An 18,034-nucleotide genomic window follows, 5' to 3' on the forward strand; every position below is an offset into this window, starting at 1 on the left:
TTAAATTACCGATTTGAATCATACACCCGGCCGACTGAAAGTGTAAAGACTTCTATTCCCGTTTCTAATAAAAATTTGCTGCAATCCAAAAAGGCAGGCGGAACGTTTGCCCGCCTGCCTGCTGAAACCCTCGTTTTTCAGCTGATTTTCACATCATTTCTTCTCTGTTCCGATAAACAACTGTGCATACCGGATGAGGCTCCAAGCAGCCCGCTGCGAAATCTGCTCCTCTTTTTTATTCCCGCTGATCTGGAAAGCGAATTTCTCCATCAAGCTTACGGCTTTGCCGGTATTCCCCTGCTCCAGCTGCCTTTGCGCCTGCTTCAGGGTGCTGTTCAGACGGGAAGCCAGATCGCCTTTTACTTCTTTGGCCGCACGATACTGCACAAATGCGGATTGCAGACCGTTCAGCGCGGCGGGCGCATGGAAGACGGAAACCGGCACATCCGCCCAATCCGTGTCTGAAGCAAAATAGAAGCTGGTATATGACGGCTGGTTGTAGGCCGTATTTTGCCGTGCTACCCCGGTCCGGTACTGCGGATCATGCATAAGCGTGTACAGCTTGCGGTCCGTCACTTCTGTGCTCAGATAAATCCGGATCGCCGAGCTGTCCGCCTTGCGGACAAGCATTTCTTCTCTCCAATCCCCGAAAATATCCGCCACAAGTGAAGGCGTTCCTTTGGTGTAGTTGTTGGTCAAGGTTCCATCGGCTGTCAGCAGGACACCACGCTTCCAGTCTTCAATCACCGGCGTGACGTCAATCGCCCCGTTCACAATTTGCGTTGTCATGTCCGCGGCCCATTTAATGTTCATATTGGTGCCCGGCATACTGCTGCTGAGCTGCTCCCCGGCCGCCGTCCATAGGCCAACCGCCCAGGACTCCAGCCCCCTGTGCTCCGGATCGATATCTCCCACCATGCCGCGTCCTGTATCCTTGCCGGTGTAGCCGCCATAGAGGACCTCGCCGGTGGCCGCATCACGCAGGGAATAACCGTAAGGGGCATAGGTTCCGCCTTCATGAACCATGAAAATTTCCTGTCCCGGCCGGTCCGGGTCAATATCCGTAACATGCAGCGCGTCCCCGTGTCCCAGACGGGCTGTGGTTCCCGGCGCTGCGCTCTGCTCAGGCATCTCATCCATGGAGCTGTACAGCAGGCTGCCGTCGTGATCCAGGGTAGCCGAGCCATAGACGATTTCATCCCTGCCGTCCTGATCAACATCTGCCACACTCAAGGAGTGCGCCCCCTGGGTCGTCAGCGTGCCAAGCTGCGGATCGGTGCCGTCCCTGCCGTGCGGGCCGTCATTGAACGGATTGCTCATGACCGTCCAGCCGCTGTCCGCAATCCACTGCTTCCGCAGATGCTCGCCATCCCACTGGTAGGCTGCAATCGTCGAGCGTGTGTAGTAGCCGCGCGCCAATATGGCGGCTGGCTGAACCCCGTCCAGATAGGCGACTCCCGCGAGAAAACGGTCAACCCGGTTCCCGGGTTCAATCCGGGCCATCGCGTAATCTCCCCACATCAGCCCGTCATCATGCCGTTCCGGCTCATACCGCACGGTATCCAGCTCTTTCCCTCTATCTCCGTCAAAGACCGTTAAATACTCGGGGCCGTCGACAATAAAACCTTCAAAGGTGCGCAACTCGTTGCGGCTGCTGCGGGCAGGCGCGTATTCATCGATAAAATAGTCCGCAAGCTCCTCCGCATCCGCACGGGATAGCGGATAATCGTACTGCTGCCCGATGCCAAAGCATTCCTCCAGCGTCGCCGGCCAGTGTCCGTTCAGGACCTCTTCATGCCGGTGCCAGTTCATGAACATGTCCACAATGTGCTCATAATAATCGTCGCTGCTCATCCGGTAATCATCCTTATGGCTGTAACCTGCCCGGATGTCTTCACGCGGCATGGTAATGTACCGCTCCCTGGCAGGCCTTCCTTTTTTGTCGTAGGTGATGACTTTGGTGCCGGGAGCCGTTTTGAACATCAGCTCCGCCCGTCCGTCCCCGTCGAAATCATAAACCAGCATCTGCGTATAGTGCGCGCCGGAACGGATGTTGACTCCGAGATCGATTCTGTATTTTAAAGTTCCATCCAGTTCATAGGCATCAATGTAAGTGTTACTGGTGTAGCCTTTTTGCGACACATCCTTGGAATTGGAGGGGTCCCATTTGACGAAGAACTCATACTGCCCGTCTCCGTCAGTATCCCCCACACTCATGTCGTTCGCCGAATAGGTGTAGGTTTCTCCGGCAAGAGTAACCCCGTCAGCCGGTTTTTGCAGCGGCAGGTCATAGAATGCATTATTCCAGGGGCGAACCTCGGCGCTTTTTTCCAGCTCCAGGCCATAGACGCTGTCTGCAGCCCCTGGCTCTTGCTCATCTCCATATACTACTGCCGCAACTGAATACAAGGACTGGGGAGTGCCTTCCGTATCCAGATAATTGGTGCTGTTCGTCACGGTCGCAATTTTGACTGCATCCCGGTACACGTTGAAATTGGCCCCGGTCAAGCCGGATGGTGAATAACCCGTCACTTCATCAGCCAGCAGACGCCAGCTCAGAAATTGCCCGCCTTCCACGGAAGCGGCCACCAGGCCTCTGTCCAGATATTCGAGCTGGACCCCGTTCCTATGATTCGGCAGTGCTTCCCTTTCCGCATATGCGGCCGTCCCTCCGCCGGGCATTCCTGCAGTCAGCAGCGAAGCCCCTAATACCGTGATTGCCCATTTTCCAGCGTATTTGCCCGTAAATTTGCCCATTCTCATTTCCCCTTTCCGTGTTCAAGTTGAAATGATTGCGCTTACAAAATAATTCCTCTCTATTATAGTTTTGCCTGGGCAGCCTGGATGTTTAAATATCAGAGGTTTTTCGCTACTAATCCGTAGAATTATATTTTCCTAGTTCTTCAATCATAAACAATAGATTATTATGTAAAAAATCTCTTCGTTTTTAGGTATATAAACCTATTAAAATGAATTAGTTTTCGTTTTTATCACCAAAAATAGTTCTTTAGATGGAGTTCTTTAGTAGTTGATTTGGTATTATAATTTCCATTGTAAAATCTGGAGATTGATAAGGAGGAAGGAAATTTTGAAGAGTAGAAAGATGGGCTTTGCCTTTTTGTTGTTGGCATTGTTATGGGTTATCCTGCCTAACACGTCAATGAACGCAGCCAGCCAATATACGGGAGGCCTCTTGGACAATGTGGAGTTGAAGGTTGGTACCTCAGTTAACAATAGCACGGGTACTGTCACTCAAATGACCGATGGTGATGCAACTACCAGATACTTGCAAAGCAGCGGAAATTTAATCTGGTATAGCTTCACATCTCCACAAAATATCTCGGCCATTGTTTTAAAAAGCGGCACCCTGAGTTCTACCATCGAATTTTATGATGCAAGCAATCATTTGATTACTTCTTTCACGCCTACGCTTAATGATTCAGTTCAAACTTTACCGACACCGGCAGACAACGTCACAACCGTTGTACTGAAGTCAACCAGCAACGTTTATCATTTTGAATGGAATGTATTCACAACACCATCGGCACCTCCCGCAGTGCCCGCCATTAGCTGGATTCAAGGTGGAGATAAGAGTGTTGATCTGAATTGGAGTAACACCCTGGCCAGGTCCTACACCGTGAAACGTTCAACATCTACAGGAGGTCCTTATTCAGTTCTCGCATCAGTGTATGAAAATAATTACACAGATACTTCTGTTAACAATGGAACAACCTATTATTATGTCGTTTCTTCCGTCAATGAAGCCGGGCAAAGCGCTAATTCAGCCGAAAAAAATGTCACTCCTAACGCAACCAAATATACAGGTGGTCTGCTTGACAGGGTAACACTCAATACAGGCACATCCACATCAAATAAAACCGGTACCGTCAAGGAATTAACCGATAATAGCTCTACTACCCGTTACTTATTACCAGGCAGTAATTTAATTTGGCATACTTTTTCCTCCCAGCAAACGATCTCTGCTGTGATCCTGAACGGTAACCTTACGGCAGCGATTGAGTTTTATGACACCAACAATAATTTACTTTTATCCTACAAACCTATAGCTAATGATACTGTACAATCTCTGCCGAGCGCGGTTACCAATGTATCGACCGTTGTCCTTAAAACTGCGAATTCCAGTAATGCTTATTATAACGAATTCAATGTTTTTGCTACTCCAACAGCAGCTCCTGCAGTACCTGTCATCAGTTGGATTCAGGGCGGAGATAAAACTGTTGACCTGTATTGGGGTTCTACAGCTGCCAAATCCTATAATATTAAACGTTCAACAAGTAAAAGCGGGCCTTATGCCCTGCTGACTTCGGTAGGTGGAACTTCTTACACCGATACATCCGTTGTCAACGGAACAACCTATTATTATGTCGTATCGTCTATCAACGAGGCAGGTGAGAGCGCTAATTCAGCCGAAAAATTCATCACCCCGAATGCTTCCAAGTATACGGGCGGTCTGCTTGACCGGGTTGCGCTGAACGTGGGCACTTCAACCTCTACTCAAACTGCAACGATCCGCGAGATGACTGACAATAGCAGTACTACCCGATACTTGCAAACGACCGCGAACTTGATCTGGTATACGTTCCCTTCACCAACGGAAGTTTCTTCGGTAATTCTAAATAGCGGAAGCATAGCCAACGCAAACATTGAATTTTATGATAGTAATAATACCTTGCTCTATTCCTATACACCTAAAGTCAATGATACCGTTGAGAGCCTGCCGCTCCCTGTTCAGAACGTCTCAACTGTAGTGGTTAAAACTAAAACAAATGCTTATCAAAATGAATGGAATTTGTTCGGAAAAAGCATGGAGGTCCCTTCAACGGAAAAACTTGAGCTAACCGCTTCCGCAGGCAATGGGAAAGTCACATTAAACTGGAACACTATTTCCAAAACCGCAAACTTTGAAATTCAACGCGGAACTACAAGCGGCGGGCCTTACAATGTTATCGGTACTGTAGATGGAACTGCCACTACCTTTGAAGATACAAATGTGGTCAATAACACTACTTATTATTATATCGCTCGTGCTATTAACGGCAGTGTCGAGGTGGCCGTATCCAATGAAGCCTCTGCCACTCCTGTTGCTACCGACCCGGGGAACCCTTCCGAGCCTCCGGTAGACAATAGCGGAGACAGAGCTTTACTTGCCATTATGCTTAATACTGGTGAAATGAAAGAGTATGATCTTTCCATGAGTGAAGTGAATGCCTTTATTAGCTGGTATGAGCAGCGGGCTTCAGGTTCAGGACCTGTTACATTTGCAATCAATAAGCACAATAACAATAAAGGACCTTTCACGAATCGCAAAGATTATATGATTTACGACAAAATTATTACTTTTGAGGTTAACAGCTACAGCACCAACGTGCAATCCCCACAAGTCCCGTCTCAACCTGAAAATGGTGTGTAAAGGGCGGCTAACAACCGCTCTTTCTTTTTTTTCATTCAGAGCCTGCAAAATATATTGACAGACCTTACCTGAGAGGATATGATTCTATCAATTTATTTTTAAAATCATAGAAAAGGGGGTTGTTTAGTTTGTTATATTTTTTCAAATCAAATACTGTAGCGCGTAAGGTGCTCTCTATCTCTACCGTATTACTGATTTCCGCCTTTGCCGTAACCGGCACTCCTTCTTATGCGGCCGTTCCGACGGCGGAAACCGCTGTCTCTGCTTCTTCCCAACAAAGCTCCACTGCAAGCAGCAATATTTCCTACCTCGAAAATCGTTTCGGGCTTCATTTATCAGCCGCTCCTACAGTGGACGAATATATCGGTGCTCTGGGCAAGCTCCTGAAGGAGCAGGCACCGTCCTTATCCGGGGATTCCGCTCCCTTGACTCAGGGGAATGCAGTCAGCCTCGCCATCAAAGCAGCAGGACTGGAGGAATTGGCGGATACCTACTCACCGGAGAAAGCCGCCGCATCCCTGAAGAAGGCGGGAATACAAGATGTTAACGTATTGGGCGCCGATGCAACCCGTGAGCTGGCCGCTGCTGTAGATACAGGTTTGCTTCCGGTGGGTGCCGCCAAATCCTTCAAGGCGGACAGCCAGGCAGACAACGTGTTTGCTGCCAATTTACTGGCTGGCGTGTTATCTTTTCACGGGGATTATAAATCATACATAGGCAGTGTGCTGGATGATGATATTTTCGCAAAGCTTAACGATGCTTACGATACCCAGGAGCTTGTGCTGGCAGCTGAACTGCAAAAAATATTCGATGAAGGCCTGAAGCAGGGGCTGTTTACTGGCTACAACATTAAAGACAAACGCTACGAGGCCCATTTCGATCCAGCACTGTCCCTCACCTACGGACATAGCGATCTGAAGCACGCCATTCAGCTGATCGGACTGCTGCGCAGTGAAGGCATACAGGCAAAAGTGCAACTGGAACCGAAAACGTCAGCCTTCGTTTATTTGCAGGAGTGGGGCACGCCGGAGGAAAGCGACGATTACAAGGTTGTGCAGATTGAAAACGGCAATTATATCGCGTACGCCAAAGAATATGATCTGGCCCTGGAGTTTGAATCCGCTGCCGACAAGGAGCAATTCGACAGTCTTGTGAACCAATATGCCAAAAAAGATAGCGAGGATGAAGCCGGCCTGATCGCTGCCTCCTGGTGGCAGCCGCTTTACTATTCGCTCCCGGCCACGAGCAATTATACGGAAATCTCTAATAATCGGATCGATTCTGGAGAGTACTATGCGCAATCCTTCTCCCTGAAGAAAGATACAGCTTCCATCGCCGAAGGCCTGAAAAAGCTTGCGCCTGACGCAGAAGTACACACCTACAATTTCTGGGTTGATGCGCCGTTCTATCGCTATTTGAATGGGGAATCCTCCTAATACTTGCAATCGCGAACGCACCAAGGGCTGTCATGGCGTCAATCACCTCCTTCACAGAGGGCTGCGCCGTGACATCCACCCGTTGTCCAACCCAACTATATCAAAATACAAGCCCAGGATAATTCCCAGGCTTGTATTTTTATTCTACCATGCTTCCGAATCTACTAAATTCAAGACTGCTTCCGCACCCTCCGCTGCACTAGCAGAGGAGTCAGCAGCAGCGCCCCAATCACAAGCAGCCCGCCGCTGGTGGCATAAACCGTGAAGAGTGAAGACAGCTCCTTAAGATAACCGGATAACGACATCCCTATAACCATCATGCCCATAAACATAGGCGTAATCGCTCCGCTCACCCGTCCGATCAGGGCAGCTCCAGTATTCTGCATGATCATCGTCTGAATTCCCGCTTGTACACCCGCGTAGGCCAAACCGCCAATGATCTGGACAGCAACGGTCAGCCCCGCCACGGTTGATGCTCCTGTTACAACGGTGACTAACGCGCTGCCCACAAGCCCCGTCAGAAGCAACACTTGCGGCTTTACCTGCTTCGCCGCCCCCATAATAAGGACTCCTCCTGCAAGCATGGCAGCCCCGTTCGTTAGAAAAAGCCACTGAAGGAAGGACTTATCCAGCCCTAATTGATCAATAGTAACAAATAAAAGCAGCGGCTGGGTTAACCCTGCGGCCAGACCGGTCACGGCAAAGGTGACACTGAGCACTCTTAGCGAACGGTTGGCCCATAAATAACGAATACCTTCCTTCAGTTCCTTCATGAAATCCCCAGTTTGTGCAGACCTGTCCTCCTTGGAATCCTTCGGCAGAGTGGACAGGATCAGAGCCGAGGCGGAAAACATGATCACCGTTAAAGTTAGCGAAATCTCAATGCCATACTGCAAAAAAATAAACGTGCCGATCATCGGCCCAAGTATCATAAACACCGATACCAGCGTTTGCGACATCGCCATAACACCCTGCAGTTGTTCAGCCGGAACATGCCTCTTGTAAAGCTTCATAGCTGAAGGCTGGGAAAATTGGGACAAGCTTGCGGACACAAGCGTTCCCAGCAGCAGCGCCAGCCAGGTCCCGTACAAGAGCGCGAGCAGCACACCCAGCACGGAAGCAGCGGACAGCAGATCACACCATACCATCGTCCGCTTCGGCCGCCAGCGGTCAGCCAGCGTTCCGCCAATCATCGCGAACACAAAAATCGGCGCATATTCCACCACGGAAATCAGGGATACATAATACGGATCATTGCGGGTCAAGTCCGTGACATACAGCAGAACGGCAAAATTTCGGATCCAGATGCCGAGCTGCAGAAATACCCGGGACAGGATAATCGTCCGGACATAACGATTGTTTAACATTTCTACTCATCCTTTTCGTAAAATCGAACCACAATGTGTATAATACAGACGAATTACGATTTTGTCTATAAATTTATAGATAAAATTATATTTATCTATAAATTTCAGGTTTTAAGGTGGGTTCTTTGTGAATGGAGAGTCCGGGTTTTCCCCTTTTCCTTTTAATAAATTCGACTCAAAACTTGACTCTGATGGCTCCAGAATTTAAGGCTGAGGTGGCTGTGATGCCTTGCACGATTATCCCTTTTGATCAGGGAGTAGCGGCGGGTCGCCACATGTCTTGCTGTCCTTACGCAATGTCTTGCACGATTATCCCTTTCGTGCAGGGATGATGGCTAGGGTCAGGGGATAGGATAAAGGATCCTAAATATGATTTTTTTATCCTGGATATTATGCTTTCTCTCGAATTCTCTTCTTTGTCCTAAACCTGTCTCATAATCCCGAACCGATCTGCTCCTTCACCAAAGATGGTTCTTCTCCCAAGTTTGTCTGTTTGTCTGTTTGTCTGTGACCTGATCAAACGGGATAATGATGCAAAGACAGCGGATGTTGACCTGCCGCCCAATCCACCGGCCTTTCTACCCTTAAGTTTGAGCCATAAATTTTGAATTAAAATAATTCCATCTCATGAAAAAGGAGTGCCCAAAGGTCAATGGACCTGTTGGACACTCCCTAAAAGTATCTATTAGGTTTTAAACTACTCGCCTATTTGGATTTCCAGCAGCCTGGCTGTCACCACCCGGGGCAGGTTGACCTGCAGCTTTTCTTCCGCCTCATCCCACACCCAGGAGCATTCATAGCCCTGCGGGTACAGGCAACGAATATTGGCGGATTTCCCCTTCAAATCATGCAGCGGCAAATCAACTGTGCCCCGCTCCCCGCCAGTCCTCCACACCGCGATATACCGCTTGTTCCCATTGCGCAGCCCCAGGCTGATCCAGTCATCCTGCGGCGTAGGAAGTCCCAGCGGCCAGAAAGGCAGCGATTCGCGGATATCCTGCCGGATCGTCTTGTATACATCCAGCGCTTCCTTGACCAGCTCTCTTCTGCGCGGGCTCAGTTCGGCCAGATGCCCGCTTTGGTGCACCCGCAGCAGCAGCGCGTTGACCATGTTGAAAATAACCTCTTCATCATCACCTTCGCGCAGCGGATACGACCAGACGGCGGATTGCTCCGGCGTGAGCGCGGCCGGGGAGGCCGCGGCGATGGAAGCGTATTTGATGTAATCCTCCTGGTCGCTGGTGGACTGGATGCTGTGCCTGCTCAGCATTGCATAGTCCATACGCATGCCGCCGGAGGAGCAGTTCTCGATCACCAGCTCGGGATAACGTGCGAAGATGCTGTCCAGCCACGCCAAATAAGCGCGGTTATGCTGCAGCAGCCCGTCCCCGAAGCTATCCGCCCCCGTCTCGGTGCCGATCCCGGCATTGATGTTATAATCCATCTTGATGTAGCCCACTCCATAGTCTTCAACCAGACGGTGGATCACCTCGTCGGCATGAGCTCTGACCTGCGGATTGCGGTAATCCAGCTGATATCTGCTGCGGTCCTTTACCCTTTTGCCATGCCGCATGAAAAACCAGCTGTCATCCGTATCCTTCAGCTTGGGGCTGTTAATGCCCATGACTTCAAGCTCAAGCCACAAGCCAGGAATCATATTTTTGCTGCGGATATAATCCAGAACGTACTTGATACCTTCAGGGAAACGTTCCGTTGACGGCATCCATTCGCCTACGCCGTCCCACCATTCCCCGTCCGCGTACCAACCAGCGTCGATACAGAAATACTCACAGCCTACCTCCGCTGCGGCATCAATCAACGGCAGCAGCTTTGCTGTCGTCGGACTGCCCCACAGACAGTTCATATAATCATTGAAGATGATCCGCAGCTCCCGGTTATCTGCATTAGGCCGGCGTATGATACGGCGGTATACGGTCAGTTGGGCAGCGGCTTCTGCAAAGCCTCCCTGCACCGCTCCCACCGCCACCGGCACGGATGTAAACTCCTGCCCCAGCTGCAGCCGGACAAACCAGTGATTGTCGTGCTCCGTCGGCCCGCTAATCAGCACCGTCAGCGTGTCGGCCTGCTCGATGATTTCCCAGTGCCAGGAGCCGTTATGTTCGATCTGCCAGAACAAGCCGGTGCCCGCTTCCGTATTCTCCAGCACAGCCATCGGCACATGCTCCGCGGCCGACCAGGAGCCGGTATTGCTGCAGGAGACACGCTTGGAGCCACGATCCTTCATATGGGACATGCCCAGTTCAGGCAGCGAATAAGTTCTCCATTGCAGCTCGCTTTGCCAGCCATGATGGGGAATGTTGATCCGCATCTTTTCGTCGCGGTCCTGCTTTCCCTCCTTGTCCAGTCCTGACAGTGCAAATGAAGACACATACTCCACATCAACCGGGTCGCTGCCGTTAGTCGTGAGAACCACCCAGCTGCGGACTACCTGCACGCCGTCGTAAAACTGAAGATGCTGCACAGCCCCGATTCCCGTTACAGGGTCGGCCAGCATAATTTCAAGCTTGCGGCCCAGGCTGTTGCGTTCCTCCCGATAACCGGCATAGATCATACGCAGACCAGGGTAAGATGCCCGATGTGTCCTTCCGTGATACTCTGCCCGGTCCTCACCAGACAACTGCAGCTCAAGCAGTCGATATCCCGGTTGATGCTGCTCCTGAATGGAACCTTCTCTATAAGGCTGTGCTGCAAAATGCAGCAGTCTCACATCCTTCTCTTCCGTTACTTCCAGTACCAGATAAAGCCCGTTTTCCTCAATCTCGATACGATCCGCCTTCATTGCCTGCTCATCCCTTCTTGTCCTGCCGCCGCAGGTTCTGTATACAAACATAACTCAGCACAAACGCGCCGAGTTATGTCCACGATTTATTCAACTAAATATGTTGCTTCCAGGCTTTTCAGCCCTTATAAGTCTTGATCCTACTGGGCTCCGCCCAGTTGAACCCATGCTTTCTCAATCTCTGTAGCCGTCTGATCCTTGGTCGCATTGCCGCCGACGTAGGCCTGCATCAGCTCACCGAATTTCTGATGGAACGTATCCAGAGAGTAGTTGATGGACAGATCGCCAGACGGCTCGTTTTTCAAAATTTCTTCCATTTGCTTTGGCATATCCAGGTCAGGCAGCGGAGCTTCCTTGATTGGCGGGATAACCTTCGCTACATCAGAGAACCAGTTCTTGCCGTATTCCGATGTGTACAGCCAGTTGAAGAAGGCAATCGTTTCATCCTTAACCGGCGAATCAACGTTAATACGCAAGGCCTGGTCCGCACCTGTCACAATCTGCGACTGCTCAGCCTTGTCGCTGACCGGATAACCCATGATGCCGATCTTCAGATCCGGATTGATCTTCTTCAGGGCTTCCTCATCCCATGCGCCTTTACCTGTCATAAACGCAGCCTTGCCAGATGCAAAATCGCTGACTTCAGCGTTGCTATCGCGTTCGAGCGGCTTGTCCGTGCCGTTGGCTACCGTCAAGTCAATAAAGGAGAAAAAGTTGTTGTACAGCACCGGGTAATCTTTGATATGCGCCTTGCCTGCGATAAAGTCGCTCACCAGTTGCTTTGGCTCAACACCAGCATCTTGTGCTGCCGCATCTACATAGTGCATGAAGATATGCTTCCATACCCACCATTCTTTATAAGCGTTGGCGAATGGAGTAGTACCTTTCGCTTGCAGCTTCTCCACCGCAGTCTGCATTTCCGCTATCGTTTTAGGCGGTTCCGTAATGCCAGCCTGCTCCAGCAGATCCTTGTTGTAAATCAGGGCGAAAAGATTACCTTTCACCGGTAGGCCAAGCACTTTGCCGTCCGAGGAGCTCATGTTCGCACGTACAGCATCCGTCATCGCTGCAGCCAGCGGCTCATTTGTCAGGTCGGCGCTGTAATCCGCATACGTATCAATGTCGCCACCTGCAGTTGTCTGGAATACATCCGGCGTGCTGCCAGAAGCAATTTTCGATTTCAGGATCGTATTGTAGTCAGACTGCATAATTTCCAGATTTATCGTGACATTTGGCTTCACCTTTTTATACTCGGCAATGTACGCGTTGAAGGCATCCGTGTACTCAGGAGAAGCGGTAAACATGTTTATTGTAACCGGTTTCGAATCATCGCTGCCGCCTGTTTCAGAGGATGCCTCTTTAGCGCCGCCTCCGCAGCCGCTCAGTAAGCCGACTGTCAACAGGAGACTGCCAGACAATGCTGCAAACTTTTTGAACATCGATATTCCCCCAATTGATCGTTTAATTTGTTCCATGTGCTCATTGTAGTGAATAGAGCCAGCATTAAAAATGTAGATAAGTGAATAGTTGAGGGTAAAAAAGTAATTTTGTTTTCGCTATCATTTCCAATTTTTAAAATTGCTAATTTGTTTGCGTGCTTGCCCGGTACTCGGACGGGGACAACTGATAATAGTTCCGGAACGCCTTGCTGAAGTAATTTTTATCCTTGTAGCCCAGCATATCCGAAATTTCCTGGATTTTGAGACCCGAATCGTTCAACAGCTCCTTGGCCTTGTTCATCCGCACCTTCTGCACATACTCATGAATACCATGTCCGAACTGCTGCTTGAACAGCTTCATCAGGTATTCCCTGCTCAGAAAATACTTCTCCGTAAACATGGAGATTTTAATATCCTCAAAATAATGCCGGTCAATATAGGTTTTAATTTCGGCAATGTCGAACGGCCTGCCGCTTGCACCTTCCTCCTCGGCAAGCCTGCTGTAGAATTCCAGCATCCGGTGCATCACCTGGACAAACTGCTCGAATGAGGCAAAATCCATGGAAATGATGCCAGCCGCGCTTCTCCGCGCCTCCTCAGGCATCGCTGCCGCCCCCGCATTCATGCCTTTTCTTGCGCACGCTTCCCGCAAAATAATATCAAATTCCTGCAGCGTCCGGTCCGCATCCCCCAGGCTGAATGTCTCCCGTGCGCGAATGGTGTTCATAAAGTCCCTCAGCAGGTTTTTCGCATGTGTTAGTCCCCCAGTCTCGAACGCCTTCTGAATCATCGTTAGCTGCCCAGTCACCGGGTATGTGTCGGCGGCAGCAGCCTGATCCACGGTCTGTGTGAAAGGCTCGTCTTTCAGCTTCAGTACATCCAGAGAGGCAAACCAGGCTTTCACGGATGCATATGAAGAGGCCAGTGCCGTCACCTCCTGTTGCGGCCCGCCGATGCCGGCTGCCGTCTTCAGCCCGAACAGCTGGTGAAGGGAAGAGGCAGCCTTCCGGATAATATGACCCGCCTGGAATGCCAGATCTTCGGCGCGCCCATCCGTCAGTGTAAACACGGCGATCACCTCACGCTCCCGCCGCGGATTAACAAAGCTGAAACACTGCAGCCGCCCGTCCCCCGACTCAGCCAGCACATTCGTTACCGCGAAATCCAGCAGCTCCGGGTCGCCGCCAAAACGCGCGCGGCGCACTTCGTCCATATTCATCATACGCAGCACGGAGAGCAAAAAGCGGTTGCCCGGATAGTCAGCGCCGATCAGCGGCAGAAACGCCTCATTGGCCTGTCTCCGGAAGCTGCGGTCCAGGATGGACAGATACATTTTCTCCTTCAGCTTGGGCAGGGACATGTTCAGGGTGATATTTTGCGTAATAATATCGCTTTCGCTCTTCCGCTTCGCATCCAGCACATCAATCGCTTTGCGCAAGGCCTGATTCAGGTCCGTCCGGTTCACCGGCTTCAGCAGGTAATCGATCACCTTCGAGCGGATCGCCTGCCGTGTAAACTCAAAATCGTTGTAGCCGCTGATGACGATTGTCAGCAGCTCAGGATAATCCTTTTCAATGATCTGAAGCAGATCCACCCCGTTCAGTCCAGGCATCTTCATGTCCACCATCACCAGATCAATGTCATGCTGCTTCAGTAAATCCAGGCCGGACTTCCCGTTCTCCGCTTCATAAATTTCCCCGATGCCAAGCCCTTTCCAGTCTCCCAGAATGCGGATCGCTTCACGCAGCGGTTCCTCATCATCAATAATCAATGCTCTATACACGACTGCCGCCTCCTTGCGGTATGATCATTTTTATATGGGTTCCGGATGCGTCTGTCCTGATCTCCAGCGCCGCTTCCTCCCCGTACAAAAGCTTCAGACGGGTGTTCAGATTTTTCAGTCCGATATTCCCGCTCTCCCGTTCTTCCCACTCCTCATCAAAAGATGCCAGCACTTCCTTCAGCCTTGTCGGAGACATGCCCGGGCCGTTATCGCTTACCGAAATCAGCGCCTGCGTTCCCTGCAGCTCGGCCGCAATGACGATGCGAATGCCGTCAGGCATGTTTTCCAGCGCATGCTTGATGGAATTCTCGACAAGGGTCTGAATCGATAATCTGGGAATCAGCAGGTCCAGAAGGCCATCTTCCCACTGGTACTCCACCTGCAGCCTGCTGCCGAAACGGGCCTTCTGCAGGCCGAGATAACGCTCGATATGGCTCAGTTCATCCCTGGCATACACCATCTCCTTGCCATTGATGGAGTAACGCAAGGTCTGGGCGAGCGCATCCACCATATCGGCCATATCGAACATTTCTCGCTTCAGCGCCTGTGTGGAAATGGCCTGCAAAGCATTATAAAGAAAATGCGGGTTGATCTCCGCTTCGAGCGCCTTCAAAATCGCATTTTTCTCGGCCAGCTTCATTTTGTAGCGCTCATTGATCAGGTCGTTCGTCCGTTTCACCATCTCATTGAAGTGGCGGGACAGATACGCAATTTCGTCGTTGCCCTTCACTGGCGCTTCCGCTTCGAAGTCGCCGCTGCTGAACCGCTTCATCTGCAAGGAAAGCCTGTCCAGCGGCCGCGTGATCGCATTGGAGGTCAGCGTGACAAGAATGACGGCAACGATCAGAAATACGCCCCCGATGGCGTAGCCCCAGTTCCGCGTCGTGGTGGCGGTTTCATAGATAGACCGGTACGGAATCGGTTTTACGAGCTTCCAGCCCTCATGCTCACCGATATTATAATTCACAAGGTATTTCTCGTCCCCGTCCTGCCACGTGAACTGTCCGTTTTCTCCGTCTTTGATCTGATCCAGCATCCCCGCCTGCCTCATCCGCGCATAAAATGCCTGGTCATCCATGTAAAATGGGACATCATCCGGGCCAAGCAGCAGCAAATGATCTCCCTCCGCAACGGGAATATCCTTCATAATCTCCTGTCTGCCCGCATCCTTATAATAAAAAGACAGCACCGCCAGCGGTTGCCGGGAAGAGATAGACCGCAGCACCCGGTGGTAGGCCAGAAAGCAATCCTCCGTTTCGAGAGGATAGCCTATCTCCGTGTCCTTCAGAGCCAGGGACTGAAAGGACTGGTTCCGTGTGCTGTCCACGGCGGACTTATACCAGTCCTGATCCGGAATGTCCTCGTTAAACCCCTGCCGGACCGATATCGTGTTCGCTTCCTTCGATACCGTATAATATTTTTGCTTGTCAACAATATACAGATAAATCGCTTTCAAATCATTTCTTGAATAAAACATACTCCGCAAATACGTGTCAATCACCATTTGGGAGGAATAGTCCTGATCCTCGTCCAGAATCGCGCTCATAATTTCGTTATAACGCAGCTGTGGCAGCGCAAGCTGTCCCATCTCCTGTACATAATCCTCCAGGTTCTGATTCACCAGCAGCAGATTGTTCGTCGTGCTGGCAATGCTGTTCTCCACCGACTCATTCTCGACGATATGATAGGAAATGACGGTCAGCGATCCGACCACCAGCACGATGATGGAGGTGAACAGCAGCACCAGTTTGTTCACCAGCCGCTGTGTGACCCGTTCTTTTATGCTTGATAAAGCTCCCGCACCCCGCTTAGGCATCTGGCGTCTATCCCCTTTTGAAAGCGTACGCATTTTTACCCTTAACTGTTTTCTTAAATCCATTTTGGCGGTATGATCCCTGTTCTATAATTCATTATAGCCGAAAGGGTTTTAATTTGCAGATCGGCAATAACTGACATCATTTTTAATATTAAAAGAGGTGCGCTATGTTCAAACAAGGAAGAAAGTGGGCCGACAGACTCGAATTTGGGCTGTTCACATGGCCGGTATTATTGTGCGTAATTATCGCCTTCTATGTTCCTTTCCTGATGACCATACGATATTCTCTCACCCAGTGGAACGGAATTTCCAAGCATCCGAAATTTGTCGGATTGGATAACTTCAAGCAAATTCTGATGGGGGACGCCAACTTCGCCCATGCGGCCTGGTTTACCATCAAGTATGCGATCCTTTACATTGTTCTGGTGAACGTGCTGGCGATTCTGCTGGCCGTAGTGCTGGATATGAAGCTGAAAAGCTCGGCCTGGCTGCGGGCGGCCTTCTTCGTCCCCTATATTCTCAGCCTCGTCATCGTCGGTTTTATCTGGAAATTCATTTTCATGCAGGGCTTTGAATCGCTTGGCGAAAGCACGGGCTGGGGCATCTTTCAGCTCAGCTGGCTCGGGCAGCAAGGGCTTGCCTTTATCTCCATACTTGCCGTCTCGATCTGGCAGTCTATCGGTTTTTATATGGTGATCTACATCGCGGGGCTGCAGTCTGTGCCTGAGGATCTGAAGGAAGCGGCCATCGTGGACGGCGCGGGTCCTGTGCGCAGATTTTTCAGCATCGTGCTGCCGCTGCTGGCTCCGTCCATTACGATTTCCGTCTTTATGGCCTTGACCAATTCCATCAAGGTGTTCGATGTGATCCTGTCGCTGACCGGAGGCGGCCCGGGGGGCACCACCTACAGCATTGCTTATGATATTTACCGGGATACGTTCCAGAACAACTTGTACGGTTACGGAACGGCCAAAGCGCTTATTTTGTTCGTTGCGGTGCTGATCATTACCGTAATCCAATTGGGTATTTTCAAACGCAGGGAGGTTGAAGCCTGATGAAAAAAAATAAAGCCGGGCGCATCCTGCTCGAGATCGTAATGATTATTTTGTCGCTCCTGTTCCTGTATCCGCTGTTCCTGGCGGTGAATAACTCGTTCAAGAGCTTCGGCGAGGTCATGACGGATGTCATTGCACTGCCGCAGAAGCTGAGCTTCGAGAACTATGCTTATGTGTGGGAGTTCATTAACTATCCGAAGCTCTTCATCAATAACACGATTATTACCGTACTGGGATTGGCCGGCATTATCCTGGTCTCCTCCATCGCCGCCTACAAGCTTGCACGGACAAAAACCCGCTGGAGCGGGGTGATCTATATTCTGTGCATCATGCCGATGCTCATTCCGTTCCAGTCCATCATGCTGACCGTGCTGCGCGTAGCCAAAGACTTGCACCTGTCCGACAGCACCTGGGGTCTGGGCCTGCTGTACTGGGGCTTTGGCGCTCCGCTGGCCGTATTCATCTATCACGGCTTCGTGAAGGGCATTCCGATGGAAATTGACGAAAGCGCCAAGATCGACGGAGCCTCCGGCTTCCGCATGTTCTTCTCCGTCATCTTCCCGCTGCTGAAATCCGTAACGGCCACGATTGTCATCATCGACGTCATGTGGATCTGGAACGACTTCCTGCTGCCACTGCTTATGGTCAACGGCTCGCCAGATACGAAGACGCTGACGCTTGCGGCTTACACCTTCGTCGGACAGTATACCTCGGATTGGCAGTATGCGATGACCGCGATGGTTATGGCCGTCCTGCCTTCCATCATCGTCTTCATCTTCCTGCAAAAATATATCGTGAAAGGCGTTGTCGCCGGGGCCGTGAAGGGCTGATCCGGTGCAAGGCAAAACAAGGGATTCTTCCTATCAGGTTAATGGAAGAATCCCCTTCTTGTTTTTAACCAGGGCAA

10 protein-coding genes are annotated in these 18,034 nt (G+C 50.7%); 4 read left to right on the plus strand and 6 right to left on the minus strand.

What is annotated here, in order from left to right; translation table 11 throughout:
* Positions 1–153: 153 nt before the first annotated feature.
* A complete protein-coding gene (locus ACE41H_RS12370) occupies positions 154–2,757 on the minus strand; it encodes a rhamnogalacturonan lyase (protein WP_375355573.1) in 2,604 nt (867 codons plus the stop codon).
* 331 nt (positions 2,758–3,088) lie between these two features.
* Between ACE41H_RS12370 and ACE41H_RS12375 the strand changes: the two genes are divergently transcribed.
* Positions 3,089–5,431: a fibronectin type III domain-containing protein gene (locus tag ACE41H_RS12375; protein ID WP_375355574.1), complete on the plus strand. Its 2,343-nt coding sequence runs from the start codon at positions 3,089–3,091 to the stop codon at positions 5,429–5,431.
* Between the two features lie 128 nt (positions 5,432–5,559).
* Entirely contained in the window at positions 5,560–6,867 is a 1,308-nt protein-coding gene (locus tag ACE41H_RS12380) for a hypothetical protein (RefSeq protein WP_375355575.1), read from the plus strand.
* Positions 6,868–7,037: 170 nt separating this feature from the next.
* Here ACE41H_RS12380 and ACE41H_RS12385 read toward each other — a convergent pair whose 3' ends face one another.
* The 5 genes from ACE41H_RS12385 to ACE41H_RS12405 form a co-directional block, all read right to left on the minus strand.
* Positions 7,038–8,234 (minus strand): MFS transporter, encoded by a 1,197-nt coding sequence (locus ACE41H_RS12385; RefSeq protein WP_375355576.1) that lies wholly within the window; start codon positions 8,232–8,234, stop codon positions 7,038–7,040.
* A gap of 697 nt (positions 8,235–8,931) precedes the next feature.
* Positions 8,932–11,034: an alpha-galactosidase gene (locus tag ACE41H_RS12390; RefSeq protein ID WP_375355577.1), complete on the minus strand. Its 2,103-nt coding sequence runs from the start codon at positions 11,032–11,034 to the stop codon at positions 8,932–8,934.
* 140 nt (positions 11,035–11,174) lie between these two features.
* On the minus strand, positions 11,175–12,473 hold the full coding sequence (locus ACE41H_RS12395) for an ABC transporter substrate-binding protein (RefSeq protein ID WP_375355578.1): 1,299 nt from the start codon (positions 12,471–12,473) through the stop codon (positions 11,175–11,177).
* 142 nt (positions 12,474–12,615) lie between these two features.
* Positions 12,616–14,256, minus strand: coding sequence for a response regulator transcription factor (locus ACE41H_RS12400; RefSeq protein WP_375355579.1), 1,641 nt, complete (start codon positions 14,254–14,256; stop codon positions 12,616–12,618).
* Positions 14,249–16,072 (minus strand): sensor histidine kinase, encoded by a 1,824-nt coding sequence (locus tag ACE41H_RS12405; protein ID WP_375355580.1) that lies wholly within the window; start codon positions 16,070–16,072, stop codon positions 14,249–14,251. The genes ACE41H_RS12400 and ACE41H_RS12405 overlap by 8 nt, the downstream gene beginning before the upstream one ends.
* Positions 16,073–16,239: 167 nt before the next feature.
* Between ACE41H_RS12405 and ACE41H_RS12410 the strand changes: the two genes are divergently transcribed.
* Both ACE41H_RS12410 and ACE41H_RS12415 read left to right on the plus strand, forming a co-directional pair.
* A complete protein-coding gene (locus tag ACE41H_RS12410) occupies positions 16,240–17,127 on the plus strand; it encodes a carbohydrate ABC transporter permease (protein WP_375355581.1) in 888 nt (295 codons plus the stop codon).
* On the plus strand, positions 17,127–17,957 hold the full coding sequence (locus tag ACE41H_RS12415; RefSeq protein ID WP_375355582.1) for a carbohydrate ABC transporter permease: 831 nt from the start codon (positions 17,127–17,129) through the stop codon (positions 17,955–17,957). Before ACE41H_RS12410 ends, ACE41H_RS12415 begins: the two co-directional genes overlap by 1 nt.
* The last annotated feature ends 77 nt before the right edge of the window (positions 17,958–18,034 follow it).

Origin of the sequence: Paenibacillus enshidis (assembly GCF_042136365.1) — a bacterium.
GTDB classification, from domain to species: domain Bacteria; phylum Bacillota; class Bacilli; order Paenibacillales; family Paenibacillaceae; genus Paenibacillus; species Paenibacillus enshidis.

Bases quoted from the DNA above. Each gene is read 5' to 3' on its own strand.
- ACE41H_RS12370 (WP_375355573.1), bottom strand. From the start codon at position 2,757: ATGGGCAAATTTACGGGCAAATACGCTGGAAAATGGGCAATCACGGTA.
- ACE41H_RS12385 (WP_375355576.1), bottom strand. From the start codon at position 8,234: ATGTTAAACAATCGTTATGTCCGGACGATTATCCTGTCCCGGGTATTT.
- ACE41H_RS12390 (WP_375355577.1), bottom strand. From the start codon at position 11,034: ATGAAGGCGGATCGTATCGAGATTGAGGAAAACGGGCTTTATCTGGTA.
- ACE41H_RS12395 (WP_375355578.1), bottom strand. From the start codon at position 12,473: ATGTTCAAAAAGTTTGCAGCATTGTCTGGCAGTCTCCTGTTGACAGTC.
- ACE41H_RS12405 (WP_375355580.1), bottom strand. From the start codon at position 16,072: ATGCCTAAGCGGGGTGCGGGAGCTTTATCAAGCATAAAAGAACGGGTC.
- ACE41H_RS12410 (WP_375355581.1), top strand. From the start codon at position 16,240: ATGTTCAAACAAGGAAGAAAGTGGGCCGACAGACTCGAATTTGGGCTG.
- ACE41H_RS12415 (WP_375355582.1), top strand. From the start codon at position 17,127: ATGAAAAAAAATAAAGCCGGGCGCATCCTGCTCGAGATCGTAATGATT.